Source organism: Nonomuraea sp. NPDC001636, assembly GCF_040298265.1.
In the GTDB taxonomy this organism is placed as follows: Bacteria; Actinomycetota; Actinomycetes; order Streptosporangiales; family Streptosporangiaceae; genus Nonomuraea.
In genome coordinates this window covers 410,338-436,478 of the sequence record NZ_JBEOZT010000004.1, presented here as the reverse complement: position 1 = coordinate 436,478, position 26,141 = coordinate 410,338, and the positions used below count along the sequence as shown (strand labels likewise).

The window sequence follows — 26,141 nt, the reverse complement described above, 5'->3', positions numbered from 1 at the left end:
GGTTTAAGAATCGCGGCCTAGGGTTCGGGCTGTGCTCACGGACGAAGTGGTGAAGGAGCCCGTGCGGACGCGTCCGCGCCGGGTCTGGCGGCGGCGGCTGGCGACGGCGGTCGCGGTGCTGTTCGCGGCGGGGACGGCGGTCCGGCTCGGCGGCCTGGAGTCGGGCGTCCTGCTGGTCCCGCTGGTGTCCTTCACGCCGTACTTCGGGGTGGCGGCGCTGCTGATGCTGGGGGCGGCGGCGCTGGCCCGCAGCAGGGCGGCGGTCGCCGTCATGCTGGCGGTGTGCGTGTGCCTGGCCTGGCTGGTGCTCCCGCGCGCCCTGCCCGGCGGCACGGACGCCGCGACCGGCCGCCCGTTGCGCGTGCTGACCGCCAACCTCAACGGCGGCCGCGGCGACGCCCGCACGATCGTCGACCTGGTCCGCACGCTGAACGTGGACGTGCTCAGCCTCCAGGAGCTGACCTGGGCCGAACGCGACCGGCTGGCGGCGGCCGGGCTGGAGACGCTGCTGCCGTACCAGGTCACCAGGCCGGAGACGTGGGGGCCGGTGGGCAGCGGCGTCTACGCGCGCCACCCGCTGCGCGAGCGCACGGGCCTGTTCCAGCCGGTCGGGCACCACATGCCGGTCGTGGAGGCGGCGCTGCCCGGCGGCGCGGTGGAGGTGGTGGTGGTGCATCCGGTGGCGCCGGTGCCCTCGACGGTGCCGGAGTGGCAGGCGGGGGTCGGGACGCTGCCGCCCGCGCCGTCCACGGGCGCGCCGCGCATCCTGGCCGGGGACTTCAACGCCACGCTGGACCACGCCGTGTTCCGGCGGCTGCTGGGCACCGGCTACACCGACGCGGCGGCGGCCACCGGCAAGGGGCTGGTCCCCACGTGGCCGATGCGCCGGATCCCGCCGCTGGTGGCGATCGACCACGTGCTCACGGACGGGCGGGCGCGGGCGGTGGACGTGCGCGTCCTCGACCTGCCCGGCTCCGACCACCGCGCGCTCTTCGCCGACCTCCGCGTCCGGAGCTGACCCGCCGGACGCCCCGCGCCCGGCGACAGACCGGGCACGCCCCCGGACAGGCCGCGCCCGTGGGCAGGCCGGGCACGGGCCGGGGCGTTGTCAGGCCAGCCAGGCCGCCGTGTCGGTGGGCAGGCGGTCGCCGTCCAGGGCGCCGCTGGCCAGCAGGACCGTGTCGTGGGCGGGCAGCGGCACCGGATCGGCGCCCAGGTTGACCACGCAGGTCAGACCGGAGTCCCGGGTGAAGGCGAGCACGTCGGACCCGAGGTCGAGCCAGGTGAGCGTGCCGTCGCCGAGCCGCTCGGCACGGATGCGCAGCCCGTCCCGGTAGAGGTTGAGCATCGAGCCCAGGTCGGCGGTCTGGGCCTCGACGGTGAGCTTGTTCCAGGCGTCCGGCTGCGGCAGCCACGGCGTGGCCGTGCCGAAGCCGAACGGCGGCTCGTCGCCCGACCACGGCAGCGGCACCCGGCACCCGTCGCGGCCCTTCACCGTGTGGTTCGAGCGCCGCCACATCGGGTCCTGGCGCAGCTCGTCGGGGATGTCGTCCACCTCCGGCAGGCCCAGCTCCTCGCCCTGGTAGATGTAGATGCCGCCGGGCAGCGCCATGGCCAGCAGCGCCGCCGCGCGCGCCCGGCGGTAGCCGAGCTCCAGGTCGGAGGGGGCGCCGTCCCTGCGGTCGCCGTGGTCCCAGGAGGTGTCGGCGCGGCCGTACCGGGTGACGACGCGGGCGACGTCGTGGTTGGACAGCACCCAGGTGGGCGGGGCGCCGAGCGGGGCATGGGTGGCGAGGGTCTGCTCGATCACCTGGCGCAGGCCGGCGGGCTCCCAGGGGCAGGCCAGGAACGGGAAGTTGAAGACGGTGTGCAGCTCGTCGGAGCGCAGGTAGCGGGCCAGGCGCTGCTGGTCGGGCAGCCAGACCTCGCCGACCAGGACGCGGCCGTCGTACTCGTCGCTGATCAGGCGCCAGCTCCGGTAGACGTCGTGGACCTCGTCCAGGTCCTCGTACGAGCCGGTCAGGCCGTCGGGCTTGGCGAGCAGGGCGGCCGAGTCGATGCGGATGCCGTCCACGCCGCGGTCGTACCAGAAGCGCAGCACGTCGTGGAACTCGCGGTGGACGTCGGGGTTGGTCCAGTTGAGGTCGGGCTGGCCGGGGTCGAACAGGTGCAGGTACCACTGGCCGTCGGGCACCTGGGTCCAGGCGGGGCCGCCGAAGATCGACTGCCATTCGCCGGGCTCGTCCCGGAACCAGAACCGGTCGCGCACGGACGGGTCGCGCAGCGCCTCCTGGAACCACGCGCTCGCGGTCGAGCTGTGGTTCGGCACCACGTCGATGATGATCCTGATGTTCAGGGCGTGCGCCTCGGCGATGAACTCCTCCGCCTCGGCCAGGGTGCCGAAGACGGGATCGATGTCCCGGTAGTCGGCCACGTCGTACCCGCCGTCGGCCAGCGGCGAGGGGTACCAGGGGTTGAGCCAGATCGCGTTCACCCCGAGCGCCGACAGGTACGGCAAACGTGCCCGCAGCCCCGCCAGGTCGCCCACGCCGTCACCGTTGCCGTCGGCGAAGCTGCGCAGGTAGACCTGATAGATCGCGGCTCCCCGCCACCACGTTTCGGACATGCTGAAGACAACTCCTTGCCATAGGTGGAGGCACTCAGCCCTTGAGGCTGCCGGCGGTGAGTCCCGCCATGATGTGCCGCTGGAAGATGAAGAAGACGATGACGGTCGGGATGCTGGCGATCACCAGGCCGCCCATGACCTGGTCCTGCGACACGGCTCCGGCGGTCTGGGCCAGGCCCACGCTGAGCGTCATCTTCTCGCTGTCGCTCATGACGAGCAGCGGCCAGATGAAGTCCTTGAACGAGGTGACGATCGTGAAGATCGACGTCACGCCGAGGATCGGGCGGGAGACCGGCAGCACCACCGACCACAGGATGCGGAACGGGCCGCCGCCGTCGATCTGGGCGGCTTCGAGCAGCTCGCGGGGGATGGAGTCGAAGAACCTCTTGAGCAGGAAGATGTTGAAGCCGTTGGCCGCGGCGGGCAGCCACAGGCCCCACGGGTTGTTCAGCAGGTCCCAGCCGAGGATCGGCACGTCGTGGATGGCGAGATAGGTGGGGATGAGCACGACCATCGGCGGGATCATCAGCGTGGCCAGCATGGCGCCGAGGATGACGTTGCCGAACGCCGGGCGCAGCTTCGACAGCGCGTACGCGGCGGCGACGTCTACCGACATGGTGATCAGCCAGCCGCCGCCGGCGTACAGGACGGTGTTCCGCAGCAGCGTGCCGATGTCGAACAGCTCCCACGACTCCAGGAACTTGCCGAAGTTCAGCTCCTTCGGGAAGAGCGTGGGCGGCACCTGGGCGAACTCCTCGGCCGACTTCAGCGCGCCGGTGATCATCCAGTACATCGGCAGGAGGAACACGACCGTGAACGTGACGACCGTCGCGACCAGGACCGTCCAGTAGACGCGCCGTCCCCACCGGCTGTTGAGCTGGTGCGGGGAGATAATCGTGCGGAACTGCACCTCGATGCGTCTGGGCGGCCGTCTCCTGGCCCGGCGTCCCGGCGAGGGCGGCGCGGCGGGGCGTCGCAGGGTGGCGTTCGACATGGTCAGCCCTTCTCCTCGCGGGTCAGCCGGAGCTGCACGGCGGCGAAGGCGAGCAGGACGACCATGAGCATCATCCCGAGCGCGCCGCCCGCGCCGTAGTCGCTGTAGGTGAACGCCTGCTGGAACATCAGGAAGACGACGGTGGCGGTGGCGTTCTCGGGGCCGCCGCCGGTGAGCAGGTACGGCTCGATGAAGACCTGCATGGTCGCGACGATCTGCAACATCAGCATGAGCAGCAGGATCAGCCGGGTCTGCGGGATCGTGATGTGCCTGATCCGCTTCCACACGCCGGCGCCGTCGAGCTCGGCGGCCTCGTAGAGGTCGGGCGGGATGTTCTGCAGCGCGGCGAGGTAGATCAGGGTCGCCGAGCCCATGTTCATCCAGGTCGAGACGAGCACCAGGCAGAGCAGGGCGGTGTCGGTCGAGTAGATCCAGTTGAGTCCGGGCAGCGAGAAGAAGTCGAGGATCTGGTTGAACAGGCCGACGTCGGGGTCGTAGAACCAGCGGAAGAGCAGCACCGCGACGGCCGGGGGCAGCATGACCGGCAGGTACACCACGAACCGCAGGTACGCCCGGCAGTGGCGGAGCTCGTTGAGCAGGATCGCCACCGCGAACGGCAGCCCGTAGCCGAGCACCAGCGCGAGGACGGTGAACATGAGCGTGTTCAGCCACGCGGGCCCGAAGGCGGGGTCGGCGAAGGCGGCCCTGAAGTTGTCCAGCCCGACCCACTCCGGCTCGTTGACCAGGTCGGTCTTCTGGAAGCTGAGGATGAACTCCTGGACGATGGGATACCAGGAGAACAGGACGAAGCAGAACAGCGCCCCGACCATGAACCCGTAGGCCGTCAGGTTCCTCCGCAACGCCCGGCGCAACGGCGAGGGCGGCCTCGGCCGTCGCGCGGCTCCGGCGGTCGCAATGCTCATGGGTGTGTCTCCGATCACCGACTCGACGTACCGGGGCGCCGGCGGGTGCGGCGCCCCGGTCTCACGTTCCGCTCAGCTCTTGCCGAGCATGGCGTTCGCCTTGGTCTCGGCGTCCGCGAGGAGCTGGTCGACATCGGCGTCCTCGCGGCTCAGCACGGCCGACATGGCGACGTCGAGGATGGCGTAGAGCTCCTGGGCGTGCGGCGGCTCCATCTTGGGCGGGATGGTGGCCGAGGCGTCCACGTACGGCTGGTAGTTCTCCACCGGCAGGGTGGCGTTGGCCTTGCGGGCGTCCTGGATGGCCTTGCCGGTGGGCGAGGCGCCGTAGACGTCGTTGTCGGGCACGCCGACCGGGTTGCCGAGCGACTTGCCGCGGGCGAAGTCGAAGCGGCCCTTGCCGACGGTGTTGAAGCGGAAGTTCACCCAGGCCAGACCGGCCTTGGCCTGCTCGGGCGTGGCCTTGGGGTTGACGAAGAACGCCTCGCCGCCGCTCAGCGACGCCTTGGCCTCGGGGAAGCCGGTGATGCCGTAGTCGGTGGCGGCGCCCTTGAACTTGTTGACCACGTCGGTGACGACGTCGGGGGCGCCGAGCATCATGCCGACCTTGCCCGAGCCCATGGCCTGCATGAGCGGCTCCCAGGCGTTGAACAGCTTGGCGCCGGTGCTCTTGTCCACCCAGCGCAGGTCCTTGAGGAACTGCAGCACGGCCTTGCCCTCGGGCGAGTTGAACGCGGCGGTCTTGCCGTCGGCCGAGACCATGTCGCCGCCGCGGCCGTACAGGGCCTGGTTGAAGTGCCAGCCGCCGGTGTTGCCGCCGGAGTACTCGCCGTAGCCGATGACGCCGCCGCCGAGCGCGGCGATCTTCTTGGCCGCCTCGCGGACCTCGGCCCAGGTCTTGGGCGGGCTGCTGGGGTCGAGCCCGGCCTTGGTGAACAGCGCCCGGTTGTAGACCAGGCCGACGCTGTAGTGGACGTTGGGGACGCCGTAGACCTTGCCGTCCTTGGTGACCAGGTCGCGGACGTCCTGGCGCAGGTCGTCCCAGTTCTTGATCTCACCGGTGTACGGCGTGATGTCCAGGCCCTGCCCCTTGGCGATCACGTCGCCGTAGTTGGTGACCGGCACCACGAACACGGTCTCCATCTGGCCGCCGGCCAGCTTCGGGCCGAAGGTCTTGGGGTCGAAGCAGGGCTGCTGGTCGGTGCTCTTGACCGTCACGCCGGGGTTGGCCTTCATGAACGCGGCCACGTCGTCGTCCCATGCCTGCCGCTCCTTGGGGGCGGACTTCGCGGGCTGGCAGGCGACGGTGATGCTCACCTGCGCGGCGCCGGAGGCGCTGCCCTGCGCCTCGGGCTTGGTGTCGTCGCCACTGCCGCAGGCCACGGCGCTCATGCTCAGGCCTGCCGCCACGAGCAGCCCCACAGTCCTGCGATAGTCCGATCTCTTCATCGATCTGACCCTTCCGAAGCTTGACGAAGCCGGGGGACGGTGAGGCGCCCCGCTGTGCGCTCACAATGGCAGATCCCCCAGATGTCCGCAATGTTTCGACATGGGATTGCAAGATAACGACTAGGTCACCGGAAGACGCTCTCAGGACGAGCCGCGAACCCGTCCCGTCGAGCCCCTGACCACCAGCTCCGGGTCGAAGAGCAGCTCGTCGGCGGGCACCACGTGCTTGTCGATCTGCGCGATGAGCAGATCGACGGCGGCCCGGCCCATGGCGTCGATCGGTTGCCGCACGGTGGTCAGCGGCGGGTCGGTGCAGTTCATCAGCGCCGAGTCGTCGAACCCGACGACCGAGACGTCCGCCGGCACCGACAGGCCGGCCCGGCGCACGGCCCGCACCGCGCCGAGCGCGAGCATGTCGCTGGCGCACACGATGCCGGTCACGCCCCTCGCGACCAGCCTGGCGGCCGCCGCGTGGCCGCCCTCCAGCGAGTACATGCTGTGCTCGACCAGCGCGGGATCGACCTGGCCTGCCACGGCGGCGAGCTTGCGCCGGGACGGCACGTGGTCGCGCGGCCCGAGCACCAGGCCCACCCGCTCGTGGCCGAGGCTGCGCAGGTGGCCGAGCGCGATCTCGGCGGCCACCACGTCGTCGGCCGACACCTGCGGGAACCCCAGGTGCTCGACGGCGGCGTTGACCAGGACGGTCGGCAGCTTGCGCTCGTAGAGCAGCTCGTAGTGCTCGTGCGAGGCGTCGGCCTGGGCGTAGTGGCCGCCGGCGAAGACGACGCCGCTGACCTGCTGGGAGAGCAGAAGGCTGACGTAGTCGGCCTCGCTCACCCCGCCGACCGTGCGGGTGCACAGCACGGAGGTGAAGCCCTGCTGGGCCAGGGCGCCGCCGACGACCTCGGCGAACGCCGGGAAGATCGGGTTCTGCAGCTCGGGCAGCACCAGGCCGACCAGCCGGGCGCGGTCGCCGCGGAGCCGGGTGGGGCGCTCGTACCCGAGCACGTCGAGGGCCGTGAGCACGGCCTCCCTGGTGGCCTCCGACACGCCGGGCTTGCCGTTGAGCACCCGGCTCACGGTCGCCTCGCTCATGCCGACCTTCTTGGCCACGTCTCCGAGTCGTCGGGTCATGCGCAAACTATACGGCCAATCCCGCAAAGACTTGCAACAGCTTGCGCCCATCCTTGCGGGCGAGGTACATGATTTCCACCGCTTCCGCAGGGGTCACGACCTGCTTCGTTCGACGGGCCCGCGAAATCACGTCGTAGTCGAATATTTGCGAAACGAAGTAGAAACATTGCGGATTTCTATGAGTCAACTTAAGGTGCGGGCAACCCTCCCAGCCCGACGAGAGGTGACACCCCCCATGAGACGCAAGCCCTCCCTCTTACGCCCCCTCGCGGCGGCCGTGGCCGTCGCCGTGACCGTCGCCGTGGCCCTGATCGGCTGGACGGCCCCACCGGCCGCGGCCGCGGGCCCCAACCTGGCCGCCGGGAAACCGGTCACGGTGAGCAGCACCACCGACGTCTACGGCGGCGGCAACGCCACCGACGGCGACCAGGCCACCTACTGGGAGAGCGCCAACAACGCCTTCCCCCAGTGGATCCAGGTGGACCTCGGCTCGGCCGTCAGCGTGAACGAGGTGGTCCTGAAGCTGCCCTCCACGTGGGAGTCCAGGACGCAGACGCTGACGGTGCAGGGCGGCACCGAAGGCTCGCCGCTCACCACGCTCTCGGCCTCGGCCGTGCGCACGTTCGCCCCGGCGGCGACGATCACCTTCACCGCGGCGACCGTCCGGTACGTCCGGGTGACCGTCACCGCCAACACCGGCTGGCCCGCCGCCCAGGTCTCGGAGTTCGAGGTGCGCGGCCCCGGCTCGGGCGACACCCAGGCCCCGTCCGCGCCCGGCGGCCTGGCCTACACCGAGCCGGTCGCCGGGCAGATCAGGCTGACCTGGACCGCCGCCACCGACAACGTGGGCGTGACCGGCTACGACGTCTACGCCAACAACGCGCTGCGCGGCAGCGTCGCCGGGAACGTGCTGACCTACACCGACACCCAGCCCGGCACGCTGACGGTCTCCTACCAGGTCAAGGCCAGGGACGCGGCGGGCAACCAGTCCCCGGCGAGCAACACCGTCACCCGCACCGGCAGCGGGGGCGGCGGCTCGAACCTGGCCGCCGGCAAGCCGATCACCGCCTCCTCCTACGTGCACACCTACGTCGCCGCCAACGCCAACGACAACAGCGTGACGACGTACTGGGAGGGCGCGGGCGGCAGCTATCCGAACACGCTGACCGTGCAGCTCGGCGCGAACGCCGACGTCTCCTCGGTCGTGGTCAGGCTGGACCCGGCCACCGTGTGGAGCACCCGCACCCAGACGTTCCAGGTGCTCGGCAGGGAGCAGGGCGCCTCGGGGTTCACGAACCTGGTCTCCTCGGCGGCGTACACGTTCGACCCGGGCTCGGGCAACACGGTGACGGTGCCGGTCGGCGCGCGGGTGGCCGACGTGCGGCTCTCGTTCACGGCCAACACCGGGGCCCCGGCGGGGCAGGTGGCCGAGCTGCAGGTCATGGGCGTGCCCGCGCCGAACCCCGACCTGACCGTGACCTCGCTGTCCTGGTCGCCGCAGGCGCCGGTGGAGACCGACGCGGTCACACTGTCGGCCGTGGTCAGGAACGCCGGCAACGCGGCGTCGGCCGCGACCGACGTCGCCTTCTCCCTCGGCGCCGGCAAGGTCGCCACCGCGAACGTGGGCGCGCTGGCCGCGGGCGCCTCGGCGACGGTGACCGCGAACATCGGCGCCCGGGACGCCGGCAGCTACCCGGTCACCGCCAAGGCCGACGACGCCGGGACCGTCATCGAGCAGAACGAGTCCAACAACTCCCTCACCGGCCCGTCCCCGCTGGTCGTCAAGCCGGTGGACACCTCCGACCTGGTCGCCGCGCCGGTCTCCTGGACGCCGGGCAACCCGGCCGCCGGCAGCACGGTGACCTTCTCGGTCGCGATCAGGAACCAGGGCACGGTGGCCTCCGCCGCCGGCGCGCACGGCGTCACGCTGACCGTCGCGAACGAGGCGGGCACGGTCGTCAGGACCCTGACCGGCGCCCACAGCGGCGCGATCGCGGCCGGCGCCACCACCGCCCCCGTGTCCCTGGGCACCTGGACGGCCGCCAACGGCAGGTACACGGTGAAGACCGTCATCGCGAACGACGCCAACGAGCTGCCGGTCAAGCAGGCCAACAACACCAGCGTCCAGCAGCTCTTCGTCGGCCGCGGCGCGAACATGCCGTACGACACCTACGAGGCCGAGGACGGCGTGACCGGCGGCGGCGCGCAGGTCGTCGGCCCGAGCAGGGACGTCGGCACGGTGGCCGGCGAGGCGTCGGGCCGCCGCGCGGTGACGCTGAACCAGACCGGCTCCTACGTCGAGTGGACCACCAAGGCCGACACCAACACCCTGGTCACCCGCTTCTCCATCCCGGACGCCCCGGGCGGCGGCGGCACGAGCTCGACCCTGAACATCTACGTCAACGGCGCCTTCCACAAGGCCATCGACCTGACCTCGAAGTACGCCTGGCTGTACGGCGCGGAGGCGAGCCCCGGCAACTCCCCCGGCGCCGGCCCGGCCCGGCACATCTACGACGAGGCCAACGTCATGCTGAACGCCACGGTCCCGAAGGGCAGCAGGATCAGGCTGCAGAAGGACCCGGCCAACAGCACGACCTACGCCATCGACTTCGTCAGCCTGGAGCAGGTCTCGCCGGCCGCCAACCCCGACCCCGCGCACTACGCCGTACCGGCCGGGTTCTCCCAGCAGGACGTGCAGAACGCGCTGGACAAGGCGCGCCAGGACGCCAACCTGACCGGCGTCTACCTGCCCGCGGGCACGTACCAGACGACGGGCAAGTTCCAGGTGTACGGCAAGGCCGTCAAGGTGGTCGGCGCCGGCCCCTGGTACACCAGGTTCGTCTCGCCCTCGGGCCAGGACGGCACCGACGTCGGCTGGCGCACCGAGGCGTCGTCGAACGGCTCGACGTTCGCCGGGTTCGCCCACTTCGGCAACTACACCTCGCGCATCGACGGCCCCGGCAAGATCTTCGACCTGTCGAAGGTCTCGAACATCACGATCGACGACATCTGGGTCGAGCACCAGGTCTGCATGTTCTGGGGCACGAACGTCGACCACGTCACGATCAGGAACTCGCGCATCAGGAACACCTTCGCCGACGGTGCCAACTTCACCAACGGCAGCACGGACAACCTGATCACCAACGTCGAGACCCGGGCCACCGGCGACGACAGCTTCGCGCTGTTCGCGGCGATCGACAACGTCAACGCCGACCAGTCGGGCAACGTCTTCGAGAACATCACCTCGCTGCTGACCTGGCGGGCCGCGGGCGTCGCGGTGTACGGCGGCCAGAACAACGTCGTGCGCAACGCCTACATCGCCGACACCCTGGTCTACTCGGGCATCACGATCAGCTCGCTGGACTTCGGCATCCCGATGCGGGACTTCGGGCCGGGCCAGACGAAGTTCGAGAACATCTCGCTCGTCCGCGCCGGCGGGCACTTCTGGGGGCAGCAGACGTTCCCGGCGATGTGGATCTTCTCCGCCTCCAAGAAGTTCACCGCCATCCGGGTCACCGACGTGGACATCGTGGACCCGACCTACAGCGGGATCATGTTCCAGACCGGCTACTCCAGTCCGAGCACGCCGCTGAACCCGGTCACCGACACCGTGTTCACGAACGTGTCGATCTCGGGCGCGCACCGCAGCGGCGACGCCTTCGACGCCAAGTCGGGCTTCGGCATCTGGGTCAACGAGCTGCCCGAGCCGGGGCAGGGCCCGGCGGTCGGCTCGGCGACGTTCGGCAATCTGCGGCTGAGCGACAACGCGACGAACATCCGCAACACGACGAGCACGTTCACGCTCAACGTGAACTGAGCCCGCCCTGAGGTGCCGTCCGGGTCCGCGGGGGCCCGGACGGCACGTCCGCGATATGACCTAAATGGTATGCAAGCTCCGTGGACAACTTTAAAGTTTCTTTACATAATCCGATGAACCCGCTGGTCGCGGGCCCGCGCTCGGGCGACGAAAGGGTTGTCCACCATGAAGCGAACGCGCCGTCTCCTCGTCGTGCTGCTGGCCTCCGTCCTGGCGGCACTGGGCGTCCTCGTCGTCCAGACCTCCGCCCAGGCGGCCAACCTCCTCACCAACCCGGACTTCGAGACCGGATCCCTGTCGCCGTGGTCGTGCACCGGCGGGCTGGGGTCGGTGGTCTCCACCCCGGTCCACTCCGGCACCAAGGCGCTGGCCGCGGCGGCCAGCGGGTCCGACACCGCGCAGTGCACCCAGTCGGTGTCGGTGCGGCCGAGCACGACGTACACGCTGAGCGCGTGGGTGCGCGGCAGCTACGTCTACCTCGGCGTGACCGGCGGCTCCTCCTCCTGGACGTCGTCGGCGGGGGCGTACACGCAGCTCACCGTGTCGTTCACGACCACCGCGAGCCAGAGCACCGCGGTCATCTTCCTGCACGGCTGGTACGGGCAGGGCACCTACTACGCCGACGACGTCAGCTTCGACGGCCCCGGCGGCACCGCCTCCCCCACGATCACGCCGACGGTCACCCCGACCGTGACGCCGACCGTCACGCCCACGGTGACCCCGACCGTGACCCCCACCGTGACGCCCACGGTGACCCCCACCGTCACCCCGACCGTGACCCCCACGGTGACGCCGACCGACACCACCTGCCCGACCAAGCCGCGGCCGGCCGGCAAGGTGATCCAGGGCTACTGGGAGAACTGGGACGGCGCGATCAACGGCGTGCACCCGCCGCTCGGCTGGATCCCGATCACCGACCCGCGCATCAAGGCGCACGGCTACAACGTGATCAACGCCGCGTTCCCCGTCATCCGCTCCGACGGCACCGTGCTGTGGGAGGACGGCATGGACGCCACCGTCAAGGTCGCCACCCCGGCCGAGATGTGCCAGGCCAAGGCCGCGGGCGCGACGATCCTCATGTCCATCGGCGGCGCGGCGGCCGGCATCGACCTCGGCTCCAGCGCCGTCGCCGACCGGTTCGTGGCGACCGTCGTGCCGATCCTGAAGAAGTACAACTTCGACGGCATCGACATCGACATCGAGACCGGCCTGACCGGCGGCGGCAGCATCACCCAGCTCTCCGCCTCGCAGTCGAACCTCATCCGGATCATCGACGGCGTGCTCGCCCAGATGCCGGCCGGGTTCGGGCTGACCATGGCGCCGGAGACGGCGTACGTGACGGGCGGCAGCGTGACGTACGGGTCGATCTGGGGCGCGTACCTGCCGATCATCAAGAAGTACGCCGACAACGGCCGCCTGTGGTGGCTGAACATGCAGTACTACAACGGCAGCATGTACGGCTGCTCCGGCGACTCCTACTCCGCCGGCACCGTGCAGGGCTTCACCGTGCAGACCACCTGCCTGAACAACGGCCTGACCATCCAGGGCACGACGATCACCGTGCCCTATGACAAGCAGGTGCCGGGCCTGCCCGCGCAGCCGGGCGCCGGCGGCGGGTACATGGCCCCCTCGCTGGTCTCGCAGGGCTGGAACGCCTTCAACGGCCAGCTCAAGGGCCTGATGACCTGGTCGATCAACTGGGACGGCTCGAAGGGCTGGACGTTCGGGGACAACGTCAAGGGCCTGCAGGGCCGCTAGGGACAGGACGCGGCGGCCTTCCGGCGCGCCAGGGGCGCCGGAAGCGCCGCCGTGTCCGCGAGATAACGCTTGGCTGTGAATCCGGCCCACTGGTTTGCCGCGTTTGCGGGGGCATGGAACGCTCTAGGCAAAAAGCGCCGAGGACCAGGTGGGGATTCAGGTGTCAACAGTAAGCGGGGGAACGGCGGCGCGGCGTTCTGGCCGGTTGGCCACCTGCGTCATGGGGCTCGCCGCCATGGCGCTGCTCGCGGCCGGCTGCTCCCTCGGCGCCACCGCCGACCAGGAGACCACCGGCGCCCAGCCGCCGCAGGCGTCCCCGCCCGCCGCCACCGCCGAGGCGCTGAAGCCGCCGCCCGTGGACGCCGACTGGCCGCGCTGGGGCCTGACCCACACCGGCGTCAGCGCCAACAACATCACCCCGCGCCTGGAGCAGGACGTCGCCCGCGCGCTGTCCGAGACGCCGATGCTGCAGAACCAGCACATCATGGGCTTCGGGGCGCTCAACCCCGAGCCGCGGCGGGGCGAGTACTTCTGGGAGGACCTCGACAGCCGGACGAACTTCATGCGGGAGTCCGGCGGCACCGGCGTGATCACGCTGTGCTGCGCCCCCGACTGGATGAAGGGCGGCCCCGAGGGCCCGACCGAGGAGTCGGCCTGGAAGGAGCACCTGGAGGACGCGCCGTACCCGGAGCACTTCGACGACTTCGCCAAGCTGGCGGCGACCGTGGCCGAGCGCTACCGGGACGTGAAGTACTTCATGGTCTGGAACGAGTTCAAGGGCTTCTGGCGGGACCACCGGAAGCCCGCGGACTACAAGGGCTACACCGAGCTGTACAACAAGGTGTACGACGCGGTGAAGGCGGTTCGTCCGGACGCCAAGATCGGCGGGCCGTACCTGGGCTTCGACAGCGACAGCAAGGGCGACACCGAGCTGCGCGGCCCGTGGGGGTCGGTCAACCAGCACGCCCTCGACGCCTTCGAGTACTGGTTCAAGCACAAGAAGGGCGCCGACTTCGTCGTCGTGGACGGCGCCTCCCCCACCGAGACCCACGAGCTGCTGCCGGACGCGTTCGGCGCCCTGGGCAAGTTCGGCGCGATCACCAAGTGGCTGCGCGAGAAGACCGGCGACCTGCCGGTGTGGTGGTCGGAGTGGTACTTCGTGCCCGAGGACGGCACCGTCTGGGACGAGCCCATGCGGCTGGCCGTGCAGGCCGTCTCGATGATGGAGTTCGCCCGGAGCGGCGCGAGCACGGCCCTGTACTGGAACCCGCAGGCCAAGGACGGCGAGTGCCGGGCCTGCATGTGGGAGCCGCGCACGGGCGCGCTGATGCCCACCGGCAAGCTGGTCGGCGACTTCACCCGCTGGTTCCCGGCGGGCGCCGAGCTGGAGCCGGTCACCTCCTCCGACCCGCGGGTGCGGGTGCTGGCCCAGCCACGGCAGCTCCTCGCGGTCAACACCACGGGCAAGCAGGTCACCACGACGGTCGACGGCAAGGAGCTGACGCTCAAGCCGTACGAGATCAAGTGGAGCGACCGCTAGCCGCGGCCGGCGCGGCAGTGATGACACGGGCGAGATGGCGGTCCGGTATGACGGCCGCCATTGATCCGGCTGACTCGCCTTGACACGATGCGCAAGATCCCGTGTAAATCCATCGAGGGAACTTGCGCATGTTGAAGCTCCGACCAGGGCTGAGCGCGCTCGTCGTGATCGCGTCGCTCAGCCTGACGACGCCGCCCTCGCAGGCGGCCCCGCGCGGCGCGCCCGCCTGCGCGCCCGGCACGACCGTCACCACCGACTCGGGCCAGGTGTGCGGGATCGCGGGCGAGGGCCTGCGCTCCTGGCTCGGCATCCCCTACGCCGCCCCGCCCGTCGGCGACCTGCGCTGGACGCCCGCGCGCCGGGCCACGCCCTGGCCCGGCGTGTTCTCCGGCACCGGGCGGGGCAGCCCGTGCCCGCAGGCGGAGCTGCTCGGCTCCCCCTCCGAGGACGAGGACTGCCTCAAGCTCAACGTCGCCGCCCCCGAGGGGGCGCGCGACCTGCCCGTCATGGTGGAGTTCCACGGCGGCGGCTTCCGGTACGGCGCCCCCTCCGACGGCTCCTACCTGGCGAAGGCCGGCGGCGTCGTGCACGTCGGCGTCGGCTACCGGCTGGGCGTCCTGGGCTTCCTGTCCCACCGGGCCTTCGGCCCGAACGCCGGCAACTACGCCCTGTCCGACCAGCAGGAGGCGCTGCGCTGGGTGCGGCGCAACATCGCCCGCTTCGGCGGCGACCCCGGCAACGTGACGATCTTCGGGGCCAGCGCCGGCGGGTCGAGCGTCTGCGCGCACACGGCGTCGCCGACCGCGAAGGGCCTGTTCGAGAAGGGGATCGTGCAGAGCGGCGAGTACAACTCGCTGCGCGGCGTGAACACCTTCTGGCAGCCGCAGGACTGCAAGGCCGAGCTGCCCACGCAGGCCGAGGCGCAGGCCCAGGGCGGCCGGTTCGCCGCCGCGCTGGGCTGCGAGCAGGCCGCCGACCCGGCCGCGTGCCTGCGGGCCGAGCCGGTCAAGGCGCTGCTCGACCAGTCCGGCGACGGGCTCGGCCCGGACCGCGGGACGATCGCCCCCATCGTGGACGGCCGCATCCTGACCATGTCGCCGTCCCGGGCGTTCGCCAGGGGCAAGGTCAACAAGGTCGCCCTCATGCACGGCGTGGGCCGCGACGAGGTCCAGCTCCCCGCCGCGAACACCCCGGCCGAGTACGAGACCCTGGTCCGGCAGCAGTACGGCCCCCTCGCCCCCGAGGTGCTCGCCCGCTACCCGCTGGCCAGGTTCCCCGCTCCGGCGGCGTTCATCGCGTACCGGACGATCGTGGCCGACAGCAACTCGGTCTGCCCGGCGCTGCTCAACGACGAACGCCTGGCTGCGCACATCCCGGTGTACGCCTTTCAGGTGGACAACACCGACGCGCCGCCGCTGTTCTTCCTCGACCGGACCAAGCCGAACGGCGCCTTCCACATCAGCGAGGCGCCCTTCCTGTACTCCGACGTCAAGGACCTGGACGCCAACCAGCGCTCCTTCGGCGCCCAGCTCGTCGCCCAGTGGACGGGCTTCGCCCGTACCGGCGACCCGACCGCGGAGGGCACCCCGCTGTGGCCCCGTCACACCCGCACCGACCCCGCCGTCATGTCCCTGGCCCCGGCCGGTGACAGCCAGGTGACGCGGGAGATCGCCAGGCAGCACCAGTGCGCGTTCTGGAACAAGGAGGCGACCTCATGATCCGGCTGGTGACCGCGCTCTGCCTCGCACTGCTGCAGGGCCCGGCGCCCGCGCAGGCGGCGACCGGCGGCGACTGGCCCATGTGGCAGCAGGGCCCGCTGGGCTGGCGGCACAACGCCGCCGAACGCGCGATCAACCCGCGCACGGTCGGCGGCCTCGCGCTGAAGTGGGCCTTCGCCTACCCCAAGGAGGCCGGCACGCCGCGCAGCCAGCCCGCCGTCGTGGGCGACACCGTGTACTTCGGCTCCCCCGAAGGCAAGCTGTACGCCAGGGACGCCGCCACCGGCGCCGCCCGCTGGGAGTTCGACCTGGCCACCGTCGGCACCGGCCGCACCCAGGTGCAGGACGGCCCGGCCGTGGCCAGGGGCAAGGTGTACTTCGGCGACGTGCGCGGCTGGTTCTACGCCGTCGACCAGCGCACCGGCCGCCTGGCCTGGGCGCGCCGGCTCGACGACACCGTCACGGCGATCGTGACCAGCTCGCCCCTGGTCTTCGGCGACCGCGTCTACGTCGGCGTCTCCAGCGGCGAGAACATCATCGGCAAGGAGCACGCCTGCTGCACCTTCCGTGGCCACCTCGACGCCATGGACGCCGACACCGGCCGCCCGGTCTGGCGCTTCCACACCGTCCCGAAGGCCCGCCAGGACGGCACCTGGCCCAACGGCGTCCCCCGGTACGCCCCCTCGGGCGGCGGCGTGTGGAGCTCCCCCGCCCTCGACCCGGTCACCCGCACCCTGTACGTCGGCACCGGCCAGAACTACACCGGCAGCGCCGGCCACTACGACTCGGTGCTGGCGCTGGACATCGACACCGGCCGGCCGCGCTGGACCCGGCGGATGACCGACGTGGACACCTGGCGGCTGGAGTGCTCGCTGCCCACCCCCGAGGACCGCGAGTACTGCCCCAACCTCCCCGACGGCACCGCGCTCGACTTCGACCTCGGGGCCGCGCCCAACCTGTTCCGCGCGGGCGGGCGGCCCCTGGTCGGCATCGGGCAGAAGGCGGGCGTGTACCACGTGCTCGACGCCCGTACCGGGAAGATCGTCTGGCAGCGGCAGCTGTCGAAGCCGATGCCCGGCGGCGGCCTGTCCGGCGTCCAGTGGGGCACCTCCTTCGACGGGCAGCGCCTGTACGTGGCCACGTACATGGCCCAGCCCGGCACCCTGTTCGCCCTCGACCCGGCCACCGGGCACCTGCTGTGGGAGACGCCCAACCCGGCCGACGGCTGCGCCACCGGCGGCGCGGCCCAGTACCCGCAGGTCTGCCGGCTCGGCCACACCCCGGCCGTCTCCAGCACGCCCGGCCTGGTCTGGGAGGGCAGCATGGACGGCAAGATGCGGGCCTACTCGGCGCGCACCGGCGAGGTCGTGTGGGCCTACGACACCATGCAGGAGGTGCAGGGGGTCAACGGCCTGACCGGGCGCGGCGGGGCCGTCTCGGGCGGCGGCGGGGCCGTGGTGTCGCACGGCATGCTGTTCGTCCAGTCCGGGTACTCCTTCACGCCGTACCCGAACCCGTACGGGTCGGTGTTCCTGGCCTTCAGCCTTCCGTAGGCGCCGCCGGGGCGGTCGAGCCGCGCACCACCAGCTCGGTCGCCAGCTCGACGTGATGGGAGTCGATCCGCTCGCCGGCCGCCAGCCGCAGCGCGGTGCGCAGGGCCGCCCGGCCCATCTCGCGCAGCGGCTGGCGCACGGTGGTGAGCTGCGGCGAGGCCATCCGGGCGATCTGGGTGTCGTCGAAGCCGACGATGCTCAGGTCCTCCGGGATGCGCAGGCCGCGTGACCTGGCGGCCTCCATGACCCCGAGCGCGATCTCGTCGCAGCCGGCGAAGATCGCGGTCGGGGGCTCCGGCAGGTCGAGCACGCTCGCGCCGTTGACCAGGCCGTCCTGGTAGTGGAAGTGGGCGGTGCGGACGTAGCCGGGCGGCTCGGGCACGCCGGCCGCCTCCAGCGCCGCGCGGTAGCCGTGCAGGCGGGCCTGGTTGCAGGCCGAGGTCGGCGGGCCGCCGATGTAGGCGATGCGGCGGTGGCCCAGCGACAGCAGGTGCTGGGTGGCGGTCAGGCCGCCGGCGAAGTTCGTCGAGCCGACGCTGGTCACGCTGGTGGTCGGCAGGTTGAGCGGGTCGATCACGACCAGCGGCAGCCGGGCCCGCGTCAGCGCCCCGAGCTGCGCGCCGGTCAGCTCGCTGGTCACCACGATGAGCGCCCGCCGCCCGGCGGCGACCAGGTCGCGCGCCCAGCCGCCGGTGCGCTGGTGGCTCTTCCTGATGCTGACGACGACCGACGTCTCCAGCTCGTCGCCGGCCTCGATCGCGCCGTGGATGAGCTCGGTGGAGTAGGCGTTGAGGTCGTCGTCGAACTGCACCTCGACCGTGGCGGGGCCGCCCGCCTCGCCGCGGCGCGGCGTGGCGGGCACGTAGTCGTGCTGCCGGAGCAGCGACTGCACCAGCGACCGGGTCGCCGGGGCCACGTCGCTGCGGCCGTTGAGCACCTTGGAGACGGTGGCGACGGACACGCCGGCCGAGGCCGCGACGGTGGCCAGCGTGGCGCGCCTAGGAGCCGGCATCTGTTCCTCCTCGGATCTCCACGGGTGTGACCAGCCGCCTGCCCGCGCCGGCGGGCCGCATCGGCCCGGTCAGCCGGACCACGCCGCGGCACGGCAGGTCGGCGGCGGACGTGCCGACGAGCACCTCGACGTCTCCGGGCTCCACGACGCGCCGCAGGTCGCGCCCGGTGAAGGCGGTCCTGTCGGTGTGGACGAGGAAGGAGACCCGCCTGCTCTCACCCGGTTCGAGGCGCACCCTGGCGAAGCCGGTGAGCTGCTTCACCGGCCTGGTGACCTGGGCGAGGACGTCGTGCAGGTAGAGCTGCACGACCTCGTCGCCCGCCCGGCCGCCGGTGTTGGCGACGCGGACCGAGACGGTGAACTCGCCGTCGGTCGGGACCTCGGCGGCGCTGATCCGCAGGTCGCCGACCTCGAAGGAGGTGTAGGAGCGGCCGTGCCCGAAGGGGAACAGCGGGGTGGGATCGAGGTTGCTGATGCCCTTGCTGTCGGCTCCGAGCGGGGGCTGCAGGTAGGTGCCCGGCTGCCCGCCAGGATGGCGGGGTATCTGCACGGGAAGCTTGCCTCCAGGCTGGACACGACCGCTCAGTATACCGGCGATCGCCCCGCCGCCCTCCTCTCCCGGCATGAACGCCTGGACCAGCCCGGCGGCTTCCGCGTGCACCTCGCCCAGCGCGTACGGGCGGCCGGAGACGACCACCACGACGACCGGCGTGCCCGTCGCGAACAGCTCGGCCAGCAGGTCGGCCTGGAGGCCGGGCAGGCGCAGGTCCTCGGCGTCGCAGCCCTCGCCCGACGTGCCCTGGCCGAACAGCCCGGCCAGGTCGCCCACGACCGCGACGCACAGATCGGCCGCGCGGACGGCGGCGGCCGCCGCGGCGAACCCGGACCGGTCGCCGCCCTGGACGGCGCAGCCCGGCTCGTGCACGATCTCGGCGGCGGGCAGCTCGGCGCGCAGCGCGTCCAGCACGGTCGGGGCCTCGACGCCGAGCCCGAGCCCGGGGTAGCGGGGCAGCACGTGGTTGGGGAAGGCGTAGCAGCCCATGAACGTGCGCGGGTCGTCGGCGCACGGGCCGACGACGGCGACCCGGCCGAGGCCCGCGCGCAGCGGCAGCGCGGTCCCGGGGTCGAGCAGCACGATCGAGCGTTCGGCCAGCTCGCGGGCGAGGGCGCGGTTGGCGGGCGAGTCCAGCTCGACGTCCGGCGCGGCGGCGACCGAGCCCTCCGGCGTCCAGCCGGGGTCGAGCAGGCCGAGCTGCACCTTCTGGGTGAGCAGCCGGCGCGCGGCGCGGTCGATCAGCGACTCGGGCAGCTCGCCGCGGCGCACCCGCTCGACCAGGTGGGCGCCGAAGCCTAGGGTGTCGGGCAGCTCGACGTCCACGCCGGCGGCCAGCGCCTGCGCCCCCGCGTCCGCCGGATCGGCGGCCACCTGGTGCATGGTCGCCAGGAACGGGACCGCCCAGTAGTCGGACACGACGGTGCCGGTGAACCCCCACTCCTCGCGCAGCAGCTCGGTCAGCAGCCAGGAGTCGACGGCGGCGGGCACGCCGTCCACGTCGGAGTAGGAGTTCATCACCGAACGGGCGCCGCCCAGGGTGATCGCCGCCTCGAACGGCGGCAGGATCATGTCCATCAGCTCGCGGCGGCCCATCGGGACCGGGCCGTGGTTGCGGGCGGCCCGCGAGGCCGAGTACCCGGCGAAGTGCTTGAGCGTGGCGATCACGCCGGCGCTCTCCAGGCCGCGCACGTACGCCGCGCCGAGCATCGAGACGAGGTACGGGTCCTCGCCCATCGTCTCCTCGACCCGGCCCCACCGGTAGTCGCGGACCACGTCGAGCACCGGGGACAGGCCCTGGTGGGCGCCCACGGCGCGCATGTCCCGGCCGATGGCCGCGGCCATGCGCTCGACCAGACCGGGGTCGAAGGTGGCGGCCCAGGCGATGGCCGCCGGGTAGACGGTGGCGCCGTAGGTGGTGAAACCGGTCAGGCATTCCTCGTGCACGAGGGCGGGGATGCCGAGCCTGGACAGCCCGACGACCTCGCGTTGCAGCCGCACCACCTCGGCGGCGCCCTCGGCCACCGTCACCGGGACGCTGCCGAACACCCGGGTCAGGTGGCCGAGCCCGTGCCGGGCGGCCTCGCCCAGGGGCACGGTGCCGGAGGCGGCGAAAACGTCCTGCATGGGGGCCACGTTGTGGGTGCCCGTGCCGTCCGGGTCGGGGGCGGGGGCCGCCTCCTCGTGCGCCATGTCGTTGCCCACCCACCGGCTGCCGAGCTGGGCGACCTTCTCCTCCAGCGTCAACTCCTGAAGGAGGGCCTCGACGCGCTCGGCCACGGGAAGCGCCGGGTCCAGCCACGGACCGAGGACCCGATCCGCCGGGGTCCGATCTAGAGCCGTCATGAACTGCACTCCTTCAAGAGTTCTGCCGCAAAGTTTCGAAACATTTCGGAGCTGGGTCTGCCACCTGCACAATGCCGCAACTGACGCAGAATAGCCAGCTAGATGCCCGCGCGAGATTACTACACAGGCCCGGCCGCCGCCCAGCTCCGTTTCCGCGACAGAGGTCTTGACAGGGTAATGGTCGAAATCTAGATTGACGTGCCGCGCGGTCATGTCGCAAATGTTTCGACTAGTTCACTCAACGGCGAGCGGACGAGCGGCATTGGGGGGTTTGCCGATCCGACCGCCGGCCAACGCGTCCGAAGGACAACCGAGCCGCGGCCAGGCCACGGCATTCGAGTACGGAGATCAGCGTGGAGACCAGGACAACCTCTCGCCGCACCTTCCTCAGCCTCTCGATGGGGCTGCCCCTGGGAGCCGCGCTCGCCGCCTGCGGCACGTCGGGCCCCACCCGCGCGGGTGGCGGCGGCCCGACCGGCGGTGGCGGCGGCGGCGCCAAGGCCACCTACTGGTACCTGTCGGTCGAGCCGCAGGAAGGCGTGCGCCGCCGGGCGATCGAGCGCTTCAACAAGGCCAACCCCACCACCCAGATCGAGGGCACGGCGTTCCAGAACGACGCCTACAAGACCAAGATCAAGACGGCCATCGGCGCCGGCCAGGCCCCCACGCTGATCTGGGGCTGGGGCGGCGGCACCCTGCGCAGCTACGTGCAGGCGGGCCAGGTCGAGGACCTCACGTCCTGGTTCTCCGAGAACGCCGCCGTCAAGGACCGGCTGTTCCCCTCCTCCTTCGGCGCGGCCACCGTGGACGGCAAGATCTACGCGATGCCGTGCGAGACCGTGCAGCCGATCGTCCTGTACTACAACAAGGAGGTCCTGGAGAAGGTCGGCGTGCAGCCGCCGACGACCTGGGGCGAGATCATGGACATCGTGCCCAAGATCAACGCCAAGGGCATCGCGCCGTTCTCGCTCGGCGGCCAGTCGCGCTGGACCAACATGATGTGGCTGGAGTTCCTGTTCGACCGGATCGGCGGCCCCGAGGTGTTCCAGGCGGTGTTCGAGGGCCAGAAGGACGCCTGGTCCCACCCCGCCGCCCTCGACGCCCTGACCAAGATGCAGGACCTGATCAAGGCGAACGGCTTCATCAAGGGCTTCTCCTCCATCACCGCCGACTCCAACGCCGACCAGGCGCTGCTCTACACCGGCAAGGCCGCGATGATGCTGCACGGCGGCTGGACGTACGGCGGCATGAAGAACGACGGCGGCGACTTCGTCCCCGGCGGCCACCTCGGCTACATGAACTTCCCGCCCGTGGACGGCGGCAAGGGCGACCCGAGCAACACCGTCGGCAACCCCGGCCAGTACCTGTCGATCTCCGCCAAGGCCACCCCCGAGCAGAAGGAGATCGCCAAGAAGTTCTTCACCAGCGGCGTGCTCGACCAGACCGAGGTCAAGGAGTGGGCGGACACGGGCGCCGTGCCGATCGTCAAGGGCGCCGACGCCGCCTTCGCCTCCTCCCCCGACGCCGAGTTCCTGAAGTTCGTCTACGGCATCGCCAGCAACGCCAAGACCTTCGCCCAGTCGTGGGACCAGGCGCTCAGCCCGACCGCCGCCGAGGTGCTACTGGACAACATCGCCAAGCTGTTCCAGCTGTCCATCTCGCCGCAGCAGTTCCAGACGAACATGAACGCGGTCATCGGCAAGTGAGCGTGATCCCGATCCCCGCCGGGCGGCGGGCGCCGGCGGCGGCCGGGCGAGAGGGCCGCGGCTCCCTCGCCTGGCTGGCCGTCCCGGCGTTGCTGCTCTTCGTCGCCTTCGGCGTGATCCCGCTGATCGGGGTCCTCGTCCTCAGCTTCACCTCCTGGGACGGGCTCGGCGACATCGGCTTCGCCGGCCTGTCGAGCTGGCAGGCCGTGCTGGCCGATCCCGGGCTGCCGCACGCGCTGTGGGTGACGTTCCTGGTGATGGCCGCGTCCTGGGCGGTGCAGACGCCGGCCAGCATCCTGCTCGGGGTGTTCCTGGCCGGTCAGCAGCGCTACCGGGCCGTGCTGTCGGTGTTCTACTTCATCCCGCTGCTGCTCAGCTCGGCCGCCATCGCCATCACCTACAAGGCGCTGCTCGACCCGAACTTCGGGCTCGGCGCCGGGCTCGGCCTCGACCTGCTGGCCCAGGACTGGCTGGGCGAGCCCGTCCTCGCCTTCAGCGTGGTGATCTTCGTGGTGTCGTGGCAGTTCATCCCGTTCCACTCGCTGATCTACCAGGGCGGCGTGCGGCAGATCCCGCGCTCGATGTACGAGGCCGCCCAGCTCGACGGCGCGGGCCGGGTGCGCACGTTCTTCAGCATCACGCTGCCGCAGCTCAAGTACACGATCATCACGTCCTCGACGCTGATGGTGGTCGGATCACTGACGTTCTTCGACCTGATCTTCGTGCTGACCGCGGGCGGCCCCGGCGACGCCACCCGGGTGCTCGCCCTGGACATGTACAAGCGGGGGTTCCAGGCCAACTTGATGGGCCCGGCCAGCGCGATCGCGGTCATCCTCGTCCTCGTGGGCCTGGCGCTGGCGCTGCTGCTGCGCCGACTGGGCGGCCGCGACGCCTCGGCGAGCCAGCTGGAAGGGGCCTGACATGGCGACGACGCTGACGAAGCCGGCGCGGCGGGCCGCCGGGGCGTCCGGGCGGGCGGGCGGTCCGGCCACCCGCCGCCGCAACTGGGTGGCCGGGGTGGCCGGGTGGATCTGGCTGGCGATCGTGGTGGTGCCGATCTACTGGATCGTCATCACCAGCTTCAAGGAGCAGAGCTCCTACTACGCCTCCAACCCGCTCGCGCCGCCGGCCGAGCCGACGCTCGGGGCCTACAAGCTGGTGCTGGAGTCGGACTTCGCGCTGTACTTCCTCAACAGCCTCCTCGTCACCCTCGGCGCGGTGATCCCGGCCGTCGGGGTGTCGTTCATGGCGGCGTACGCGATCGTGCGCGGCGGCGGGCGGTTCCTGCGCGGGGTGAACTCGCTGTTCCTGATGGGGCTGGCGATCCCGCTCCAGGCCACGATCATCCCGATCTACCTGATCATCATCCGGCTGCACCTGTACGACTCGCTGCTGGGCATGATCCTGCCCTCCATCGCGTTCGCGATCCCGCTGTCGGTGCTGGTGCTGTCCAACTTCATCAGGGACGTGCCCAAGGAGCTGTTCGAGTCGATGCGGCTGGACGGCGCCACCGACTGGGGCATGCTCTGGCGGCTGACCTTCCCGCTGACCCGTCCGGCCGTCGTGACGGTGACCATCTACAACGCGCTGACGATCTGGAACGGCTTCCTGCTGCCGCTGATCCTGACCCAGAGCCCGGACAAGCGCACGCTGCCGCTGGCGTTGTGGACGTTCCAGGGCCAGTACAGCGTGAACGTGCCCGCCGTGCTCGCCTCGGTCGTCCTGACCACGCTGCCCATCCTGATCCTCTACGTGGTGGGCCGCCGTCAGCTGCTCAGCGGGCTGACCGCGGGCTTCGGCAAGTGAGCGACGGTCCTCCCCCGCGCGGGAGGACCGTCCGTCGCGGCACGTACCCGGGCCTCGGCGTCCCTGGCCAGGACGGCCCGCGCCCGCGGACGGCGGACCGGCGGCGCCGCGCGCAGCGGGGCCAGCAGCCGCACCTCGACGGCCAGCCGCCGGGTCGCGACCACCCGCAGCACCGAGGCGAGCAGCGAGTCCTCGCCCACGTAGCAGGCGCGGGTCGAGGGCCGGCCGTCCTCGCGGTAGCGCAGCGCGGCGGGCCGTACGGCGGCGCCCGCGTCGATCGCCGCCTGGAACACCGCCGGCCGGAAGTCGCCCATGCCGAGCCCGCACCACGTGGTGCCCTCGGGGAAGGCCACGACGGTGTCGCCCGCCCGCAGCGCCGCGGCCACGGCGGCGACCGCCGACGGCAGCGCGGACAGGCGTTCCCTGTCGATGAACAGCGCGCCCGCGCCCGCGGCCAGCGTACGGACGACCGGCCAGGCGGCGATCTCCCGCTTGGCCAGCGGGCGCGCGGGCACCGCGGCCGCGACGACCAGCGGGTCCAGCCACGACACGTGATTGGCCACGACCAGCTCGCCCGCTGCCGCGCGTTCCCCGGCCCGCTCGTCCGGCTCCCCGGCCCGCTCGTGCGGGTCTCCGGCCCGCTCGTCCGGCTCCCCGGGGATGACCTCCAGGTGGATGCCCAGGGCGCGCAGCAGCAGCCGGGCCCACGTCCCGGTGGCGCGCGCCCGCACGTCGGGGCGGGCGTGGCGGAACGCCGGCGCCACCGACACCCCCGCCAGCACCACCAGGGCCGCCGCGAGCAGCCGCAGCGCCCGGCGGGCCGCCCCCGCGCCGGCGACCGCCGCCCCCACGCACATGTCCGGCGTGCACGGGCCCGTGCGCAGCCAGGGGCCGGTCACGGCGTCCCGCCCAGGAAGTGACGCAGGTAGCGGGTGTTCGCCTGGGCCATCGAGAGCAGCACGAAGAAGTCGGCCGTGCCGAAGTCCCGGTCGTGCGCGGGCGGCCCGCACACCCACGCGCCCAGCCGCAGGTAGCCGCGGAGCAGCGCGGGCGGCACGAACCGGTCGGAGCGCGGCGCGCCGTCGGCCGCCCAGGGCACGTGCGGCGTGACCCGGTGCTCCTCGGGGCCGAGCGGCACCCGCCCGGCCACCCCGGCGGCCAGCGCGCCGCCGTCGTCGAGCGGCACCGAGCAGCAGCCCGCCAGCCACCGGTGGCCGCCGTTCACCATGTACCGGGCGATCCCGGCCCACATCAGCGCGACCACCGCGCCGTCCCGGTGGTCGGGGTGCACGGTGGTACGTCCTGCTTCGACCAGGTTGTTGCGGATGGGGGCGAGGGCGCGCAGGTCGAACTCGCCGTCGGAGTAGAGCCGGTCCGACCGCCCCGGCGGCAGCAGCCGGTACGTCCCCACCACCCGCCGCCCCTCCCGCACCAGGAGGTGGTCGCAGTAGGCGTCGAACCGGTCCACGTCGAGGCCGGAGAGCGGGCTGTCGAGCCGCGCCCCCATCTCCTCGGCGAAGACCTCGTACCGCAGCCGCTGGGCCGCCTGGAGGTCGGCGGGGCTCGTGGCCATGCCGACCGTGTACCGGCTCGTGTCAAGAGAGATCGTCATGGGCGCGGGGTCCTTCCCTGAAAGCGTCTCGCGACCATGTCGTCATGCCGACATGACGGCCGGCTCTCGCGTCGGGGGCACCCAGGCGTCGGAGCGGT

18 protein-coding genes are annotated in these 26,141 nt (G+C 71.6%); 9 read left to right on the top strand and 9 right to left on the bottom strand.

What is annotated here, in order from left to right:
- Positions 1–31 precede the first annotated feature (31 nt).
- On the top strand, positions 32–1,018 hold the full coding sequence (locus tag ABT158_RS11665; RefSeq protein WP_352352708.1) for an endonuclease/exonuclease/phosphatase family protein: 987 nt from the start codon (positions 32–34) through the stop codon (positions 1,016–1,018).
- A gap of 90 nt (positions 1,019–1,108) precedes the next feature.
- Here ABT158_RS11665 and ABT158_RS11660 read toward each other — a convergent pair whose 3' ends face one another.
- The 5 genes from ABT158_RS11660 to ABT158_RS11640 form a co-directional block, all read right to left on the bottom strand.
- Positions 1,109–2,626, bottom strand: a complete 1,518-nt coding sequence (locus ABT158_RS11660) for a glycoside hydrolase family 13 protein (RefSeq protein WP_352352707.1) — start codon at positions 2,624–2,626, stop codon at positions 1,109–1,111.
- Between the two features lie 34 nt (positions 2,627–2,660).
- Positions 2,661–3,620 carry a carbohydrate ABC transporter permease gene (locus ABT158_RS11655; RefSeq protein WP_352352706.1) on the bottom strand — a complete coding sequence of 320 codons (960 nt, stop codon included), beginning with the start codon at positions 3,618–3,620 and terminating at the stop codon, positions 2,661–2,663.
- Between the two features lie 2 nt (positions 3,621–3,622).
- Positions 3,623–4,543: a carbohydrate ABC transporter permease gene (locus tag ABT158_RS11650; RefSeq protein WP_352352705.1), complete on the bottom strand. Its 921-nt coding sequence runs from the start codon at positions 4,541–4,543 to the stop codon at positions 3,623–3,625.
- 72 nt (positions 4,544–4,615) lie between these two features.
- Complete coding sequence (locus ABT158_RS11645) at positions 4,616–5,989, bottom strand: ABC transporter substrate-binding protein (RefSeq protein ID WP_352352704.1); 1,374 nt, start codon at positions 5,987–5,989, stop codon at positions 4,616–4,618.
- Between the two features lie 141 nt (positions 5,990–6,130).
- Positions 6,131–7,123: a LacI family DNA-binding transcriptional regulator gene (locus tag ABT158_RS11640; protein WP_352352703.1), complete on the bottom strand. Its 993-nt coding sequence runs from the start codon at positions 7,121–7,123 to the stop codon at positions 6,131–6,133.
- A 235-nt stretch (positions 7,124–7,358) separates the two neighbouring features.
- Between ABT158_RS11640 and ABT158_RS11635 the strand changes: the two genes are divergently transcribed.
- The 5 genes from ABT158_RS11635 to ABT158_RS11615 all read left to right on the top strand — a co-directional run bounded on the left by ABT158_RS11635 (position 7,359) and on the right by ABT158_RS11615 (position 17,509).
- A complete protein-coding gene (locus ABT158_RS11635; protein ID WP_352352702.1) occupies positions 7,359–10,940 on the top strand; it encodes a galactose-binding domain-containing protein in 3,582 nt (1,193 codons plus the stop codon).
- A 165-nt stretch (positions 10,941–11,105) separates the two neighbouring features.
- Entirely contained in the window at positions 11,106–12,698 is a 1,593-nt protein-coding gene (locus ABT158_RS11630) for a carbohydrate binding domain-containing protein (protein ID WP_352352701.1), read from the top strand.
- Positions 12,699–12,903: 205 nt separating this feature from the next.
- The gene (locus ABT158_RS11625; RefSeq protein WP_352352700.1) at positions 12,904–14,238 is read left to right on the top strand and encodes a xylan 1,4-beta-xylosidase; all 1,335 of its coding nucleotides are present in this window, start codon (positions 12,904–12,906) and stop codon (positions 14,236–14,238) included.
- Between the two features lie 128 nt (positions 14,239–14,366).
- Positions 14,367–15,956 (top strand): carboxylesterase/lipase family protein, encoded by a 1,590-nt coding sequence (locus ABT158_RS11620; protein WP_352352699.1) that lies wholly within the window; start codon positions 14,367–14,369, stop codon positions 15,954–15,956.
- Positions 15,953–17,509, top strand: coding sequence for an outer membrane protein assembly factor BamB family protein (locus ABT158_RS11615; RefSeq protein ID WP_352352698.1), 1,557 nt, complete (start codon positions 15,953–15,955; stop codon positions 17,507–17,509). Before ABT158_RS11620 ends, ABT158_RS11615 begins: the two co-directional genes overlap by 4 nt.
- Here the strand turns inward: ABT158_RS11615 and ABT158_RS11610 are convergent.
- The gene (locus ABT158_RS11610) at positions 17,496–18,521 is read right to left on the bottom strand and encodes a LacI family DNA-binding transcriptional regulator (RefSeq protein WP_352352697.1); all 1,026 of its coding nucleotides are present in this window, start codon (positions 18,519–18,521) and stop codon (positions 17,496–17,498) included. The genes ABT158_RS11615 and ABT158_RS11610 overlap by 14 nt on opposite strands.
- Entirely contained in the window at positions 18,508–20,919 is a 2,412-nt protein-coding gene (locus ABT158_RS11605) for a glycoside hydrolase family 3 N-terminal domain-containing protein (protein ID WP_352352696.1), read from the bottom strand. The genes ABT158_RS11610 and ABT158_RS11605 overlap by 14 nt, the downstream gene beginning before the upstream one ends.
- Before the next feature lie 353 nt (positions 20,920–21,272).
- Here ABT158_RS11605 and ABT158_RS11600 point away from each other — a divergent pair, with 353 nt between their 5' ends.
- Genes ABT158_RS11600 through ABT158_RS11590 form a run of 3 tightly spaced genes read left to right on the top strand, consistent with a single transcriptional unit; the run spans position 21,273 to position 24,431 of the window.
- Complete coding sequence (locus tag ABT158_RS11600) at positions 21,273–22,625, top strand: extracellular solute-binding protein (protein ID WP_352328308.1); 1,353 nt, start codon at positions 21,273–21,275, stop codon at positions 22,623–22,625.
- On the top strand, positions 22,622–23,545 hold the full coding sequence (locus tag ABT158_RS11595) for a carbohydrate ABC transporter permease (protein ID WP_352352695.1): 924 nt from the start codon (positions 22,622–22,624) through the stop codon (positions 23,543–23,545). The genes ABT158_RS11600 and ABT158_RS11595 overlap by 4 nt, the downstream gene beginning before the upstream one ends.
- A 1-nt stretch (position 23,546) precedes the next feature.
- Positions 23,547–24,431 carry a carbohydrate ABC transporter permease gene (locus ABT158_RS11590; RefSeq protein ID WP_352352694.1) on the top strand — a complete coding sequence of 295 codons (885 nt, stop codon included), beginning with the start codon at positions 23,547–23,549 and terminating at the stop codon, positions 24,429–24,431.
- Here the strand turns inward: ABT158_RS11590 and ABT158_RS11585 are convergent.
- Both ABT158_RS11585 and ABT158_RS11580 read right to left on the bottom strand, forming a co-directional pair.
- On the bottom strand, positions 24,392–25,330 hold the full coding sequence (locus tag ABT158_RS11585; protein ID WP_352352693.1) for a lysophospholipid acyltransferase family protein: 939 nt from the start codon (positions 25,328–25,330) through the stop codon (positions 24,392–24,394). The two genes, ABT158_RS11590 and ABT158_RS11585, sit on opposite strands and share 40 nt — an antisense overlap.
- Complete coding sequence (locus ABT158_RS11580) at positions 25,327–26,043, bottom strand: GNAT family N-acetyltransferase (protein ID WP_352352692.1); 717 nt, start codon at positions 26,041–26,043, stop codon at positions 25,327–25,329. The genes ABT158_RS11585 and ABT158_RS11580 overlap by 4 nt, the downstream gene beginning before the upstream one ends.
- Positions 26,044–26,141 lie beyond the last annotated feature (98 nt).

Bases quoted from the DNA above. Each gene is read 5' to 3' on its own strand.
- ABT158_RS11620 (WP_352352699.1), top strand. From the start codon at position 14,367: ATGTTGAAGCTCCGACCAGGGCTGAGCGCGCTCGTCGTGATCGCGTCG.
- ABT158_RS11635 (WP_352352702.1), top strand. From the start codon at position 7,359: ATGAGACGCAAGCCCTCCCTCTTACGCCCCCTCGCGGCGGCCGTGGCC.
- ABT158_RS11580 (WP_352352692.1), bottom strand. From the start codon at position 26,043: ATGACGATCTCTCTTGACACGAGCCGGTACACGGTCGGCATGGCCACG.
- ABT158_RS11640 (WP_352352703.1), bottom strand. From the start codon at position 7,123: ATGACCCGACGACTCGGAGACGTGGCCAAGAAGGTCGGCATGAGCGAG.
- ABT158_RS11660 (WP_352352707.1), bottom strand. From the start codon at position 2,626: ATGTCCGAAACGTGGTGGCGGGGAGCCGCGATCTATCAGGTCTACCTG.
- ABT158_RS11645 (WP_352352704.1), bottom strand. From the start codon at position 5,989: ATGAAGAGATCGGACTATCGCAGGACTGTGGGGCTGCTCGTGGCGGCA.
- ABT158_RS11615 (WP_352352698.1), top strand. From the start codon at position 15,953: ATGATCCGGCTGGTGACCGCGCTCTGCCTCGCACTGCTGCAGGGCCCG.
- ABT158_RS11650 (WP_352352705.1), bottom strand. From the start codon at position 4,543: ATGAGCATTGCGACCGCCGGAGCCGCGCGACGGCCGAGGCCGCCCTCG.
- ABT158_RS11590 (WP_352352694.1), top strand. From the start codon at position 23,547: ATGGCGACGACGCTGACGAAGCCGGCGCGGCGGGCCGCCGGGGCGTCC.
- ABT158_RS11655 (WP_352352706.1), bottom strand. From the start codon at position 3,620: ATGTCGAACGCCACCCTGCGACGCCCCGCCGCGCCGCCCTCGCCGGGA.
- ABT158_RS11605 (WP_352352696.1), bottom strand. From the start codon at position 20,919: ATGACGGCTCTAGATCGGACCCCGGCGGATCGGGTCCTCGGTCCGTGG.
- ABT158_RS11610 (WP_352352697.1), bottom strand. From the start codon at position 18,521: ATGCCGGCTCCTAGGCGCGCCACGCTGGCCACCGTCGCGGCCTCGGCC.
- ABT158_RS11630 (WP_352352701.1), top strand. From the start codon at position 11,106: ATGAAGCGAACGCGCCGTCTCCTCGTCGTGCTGCTGGCCTCCGTCCTG.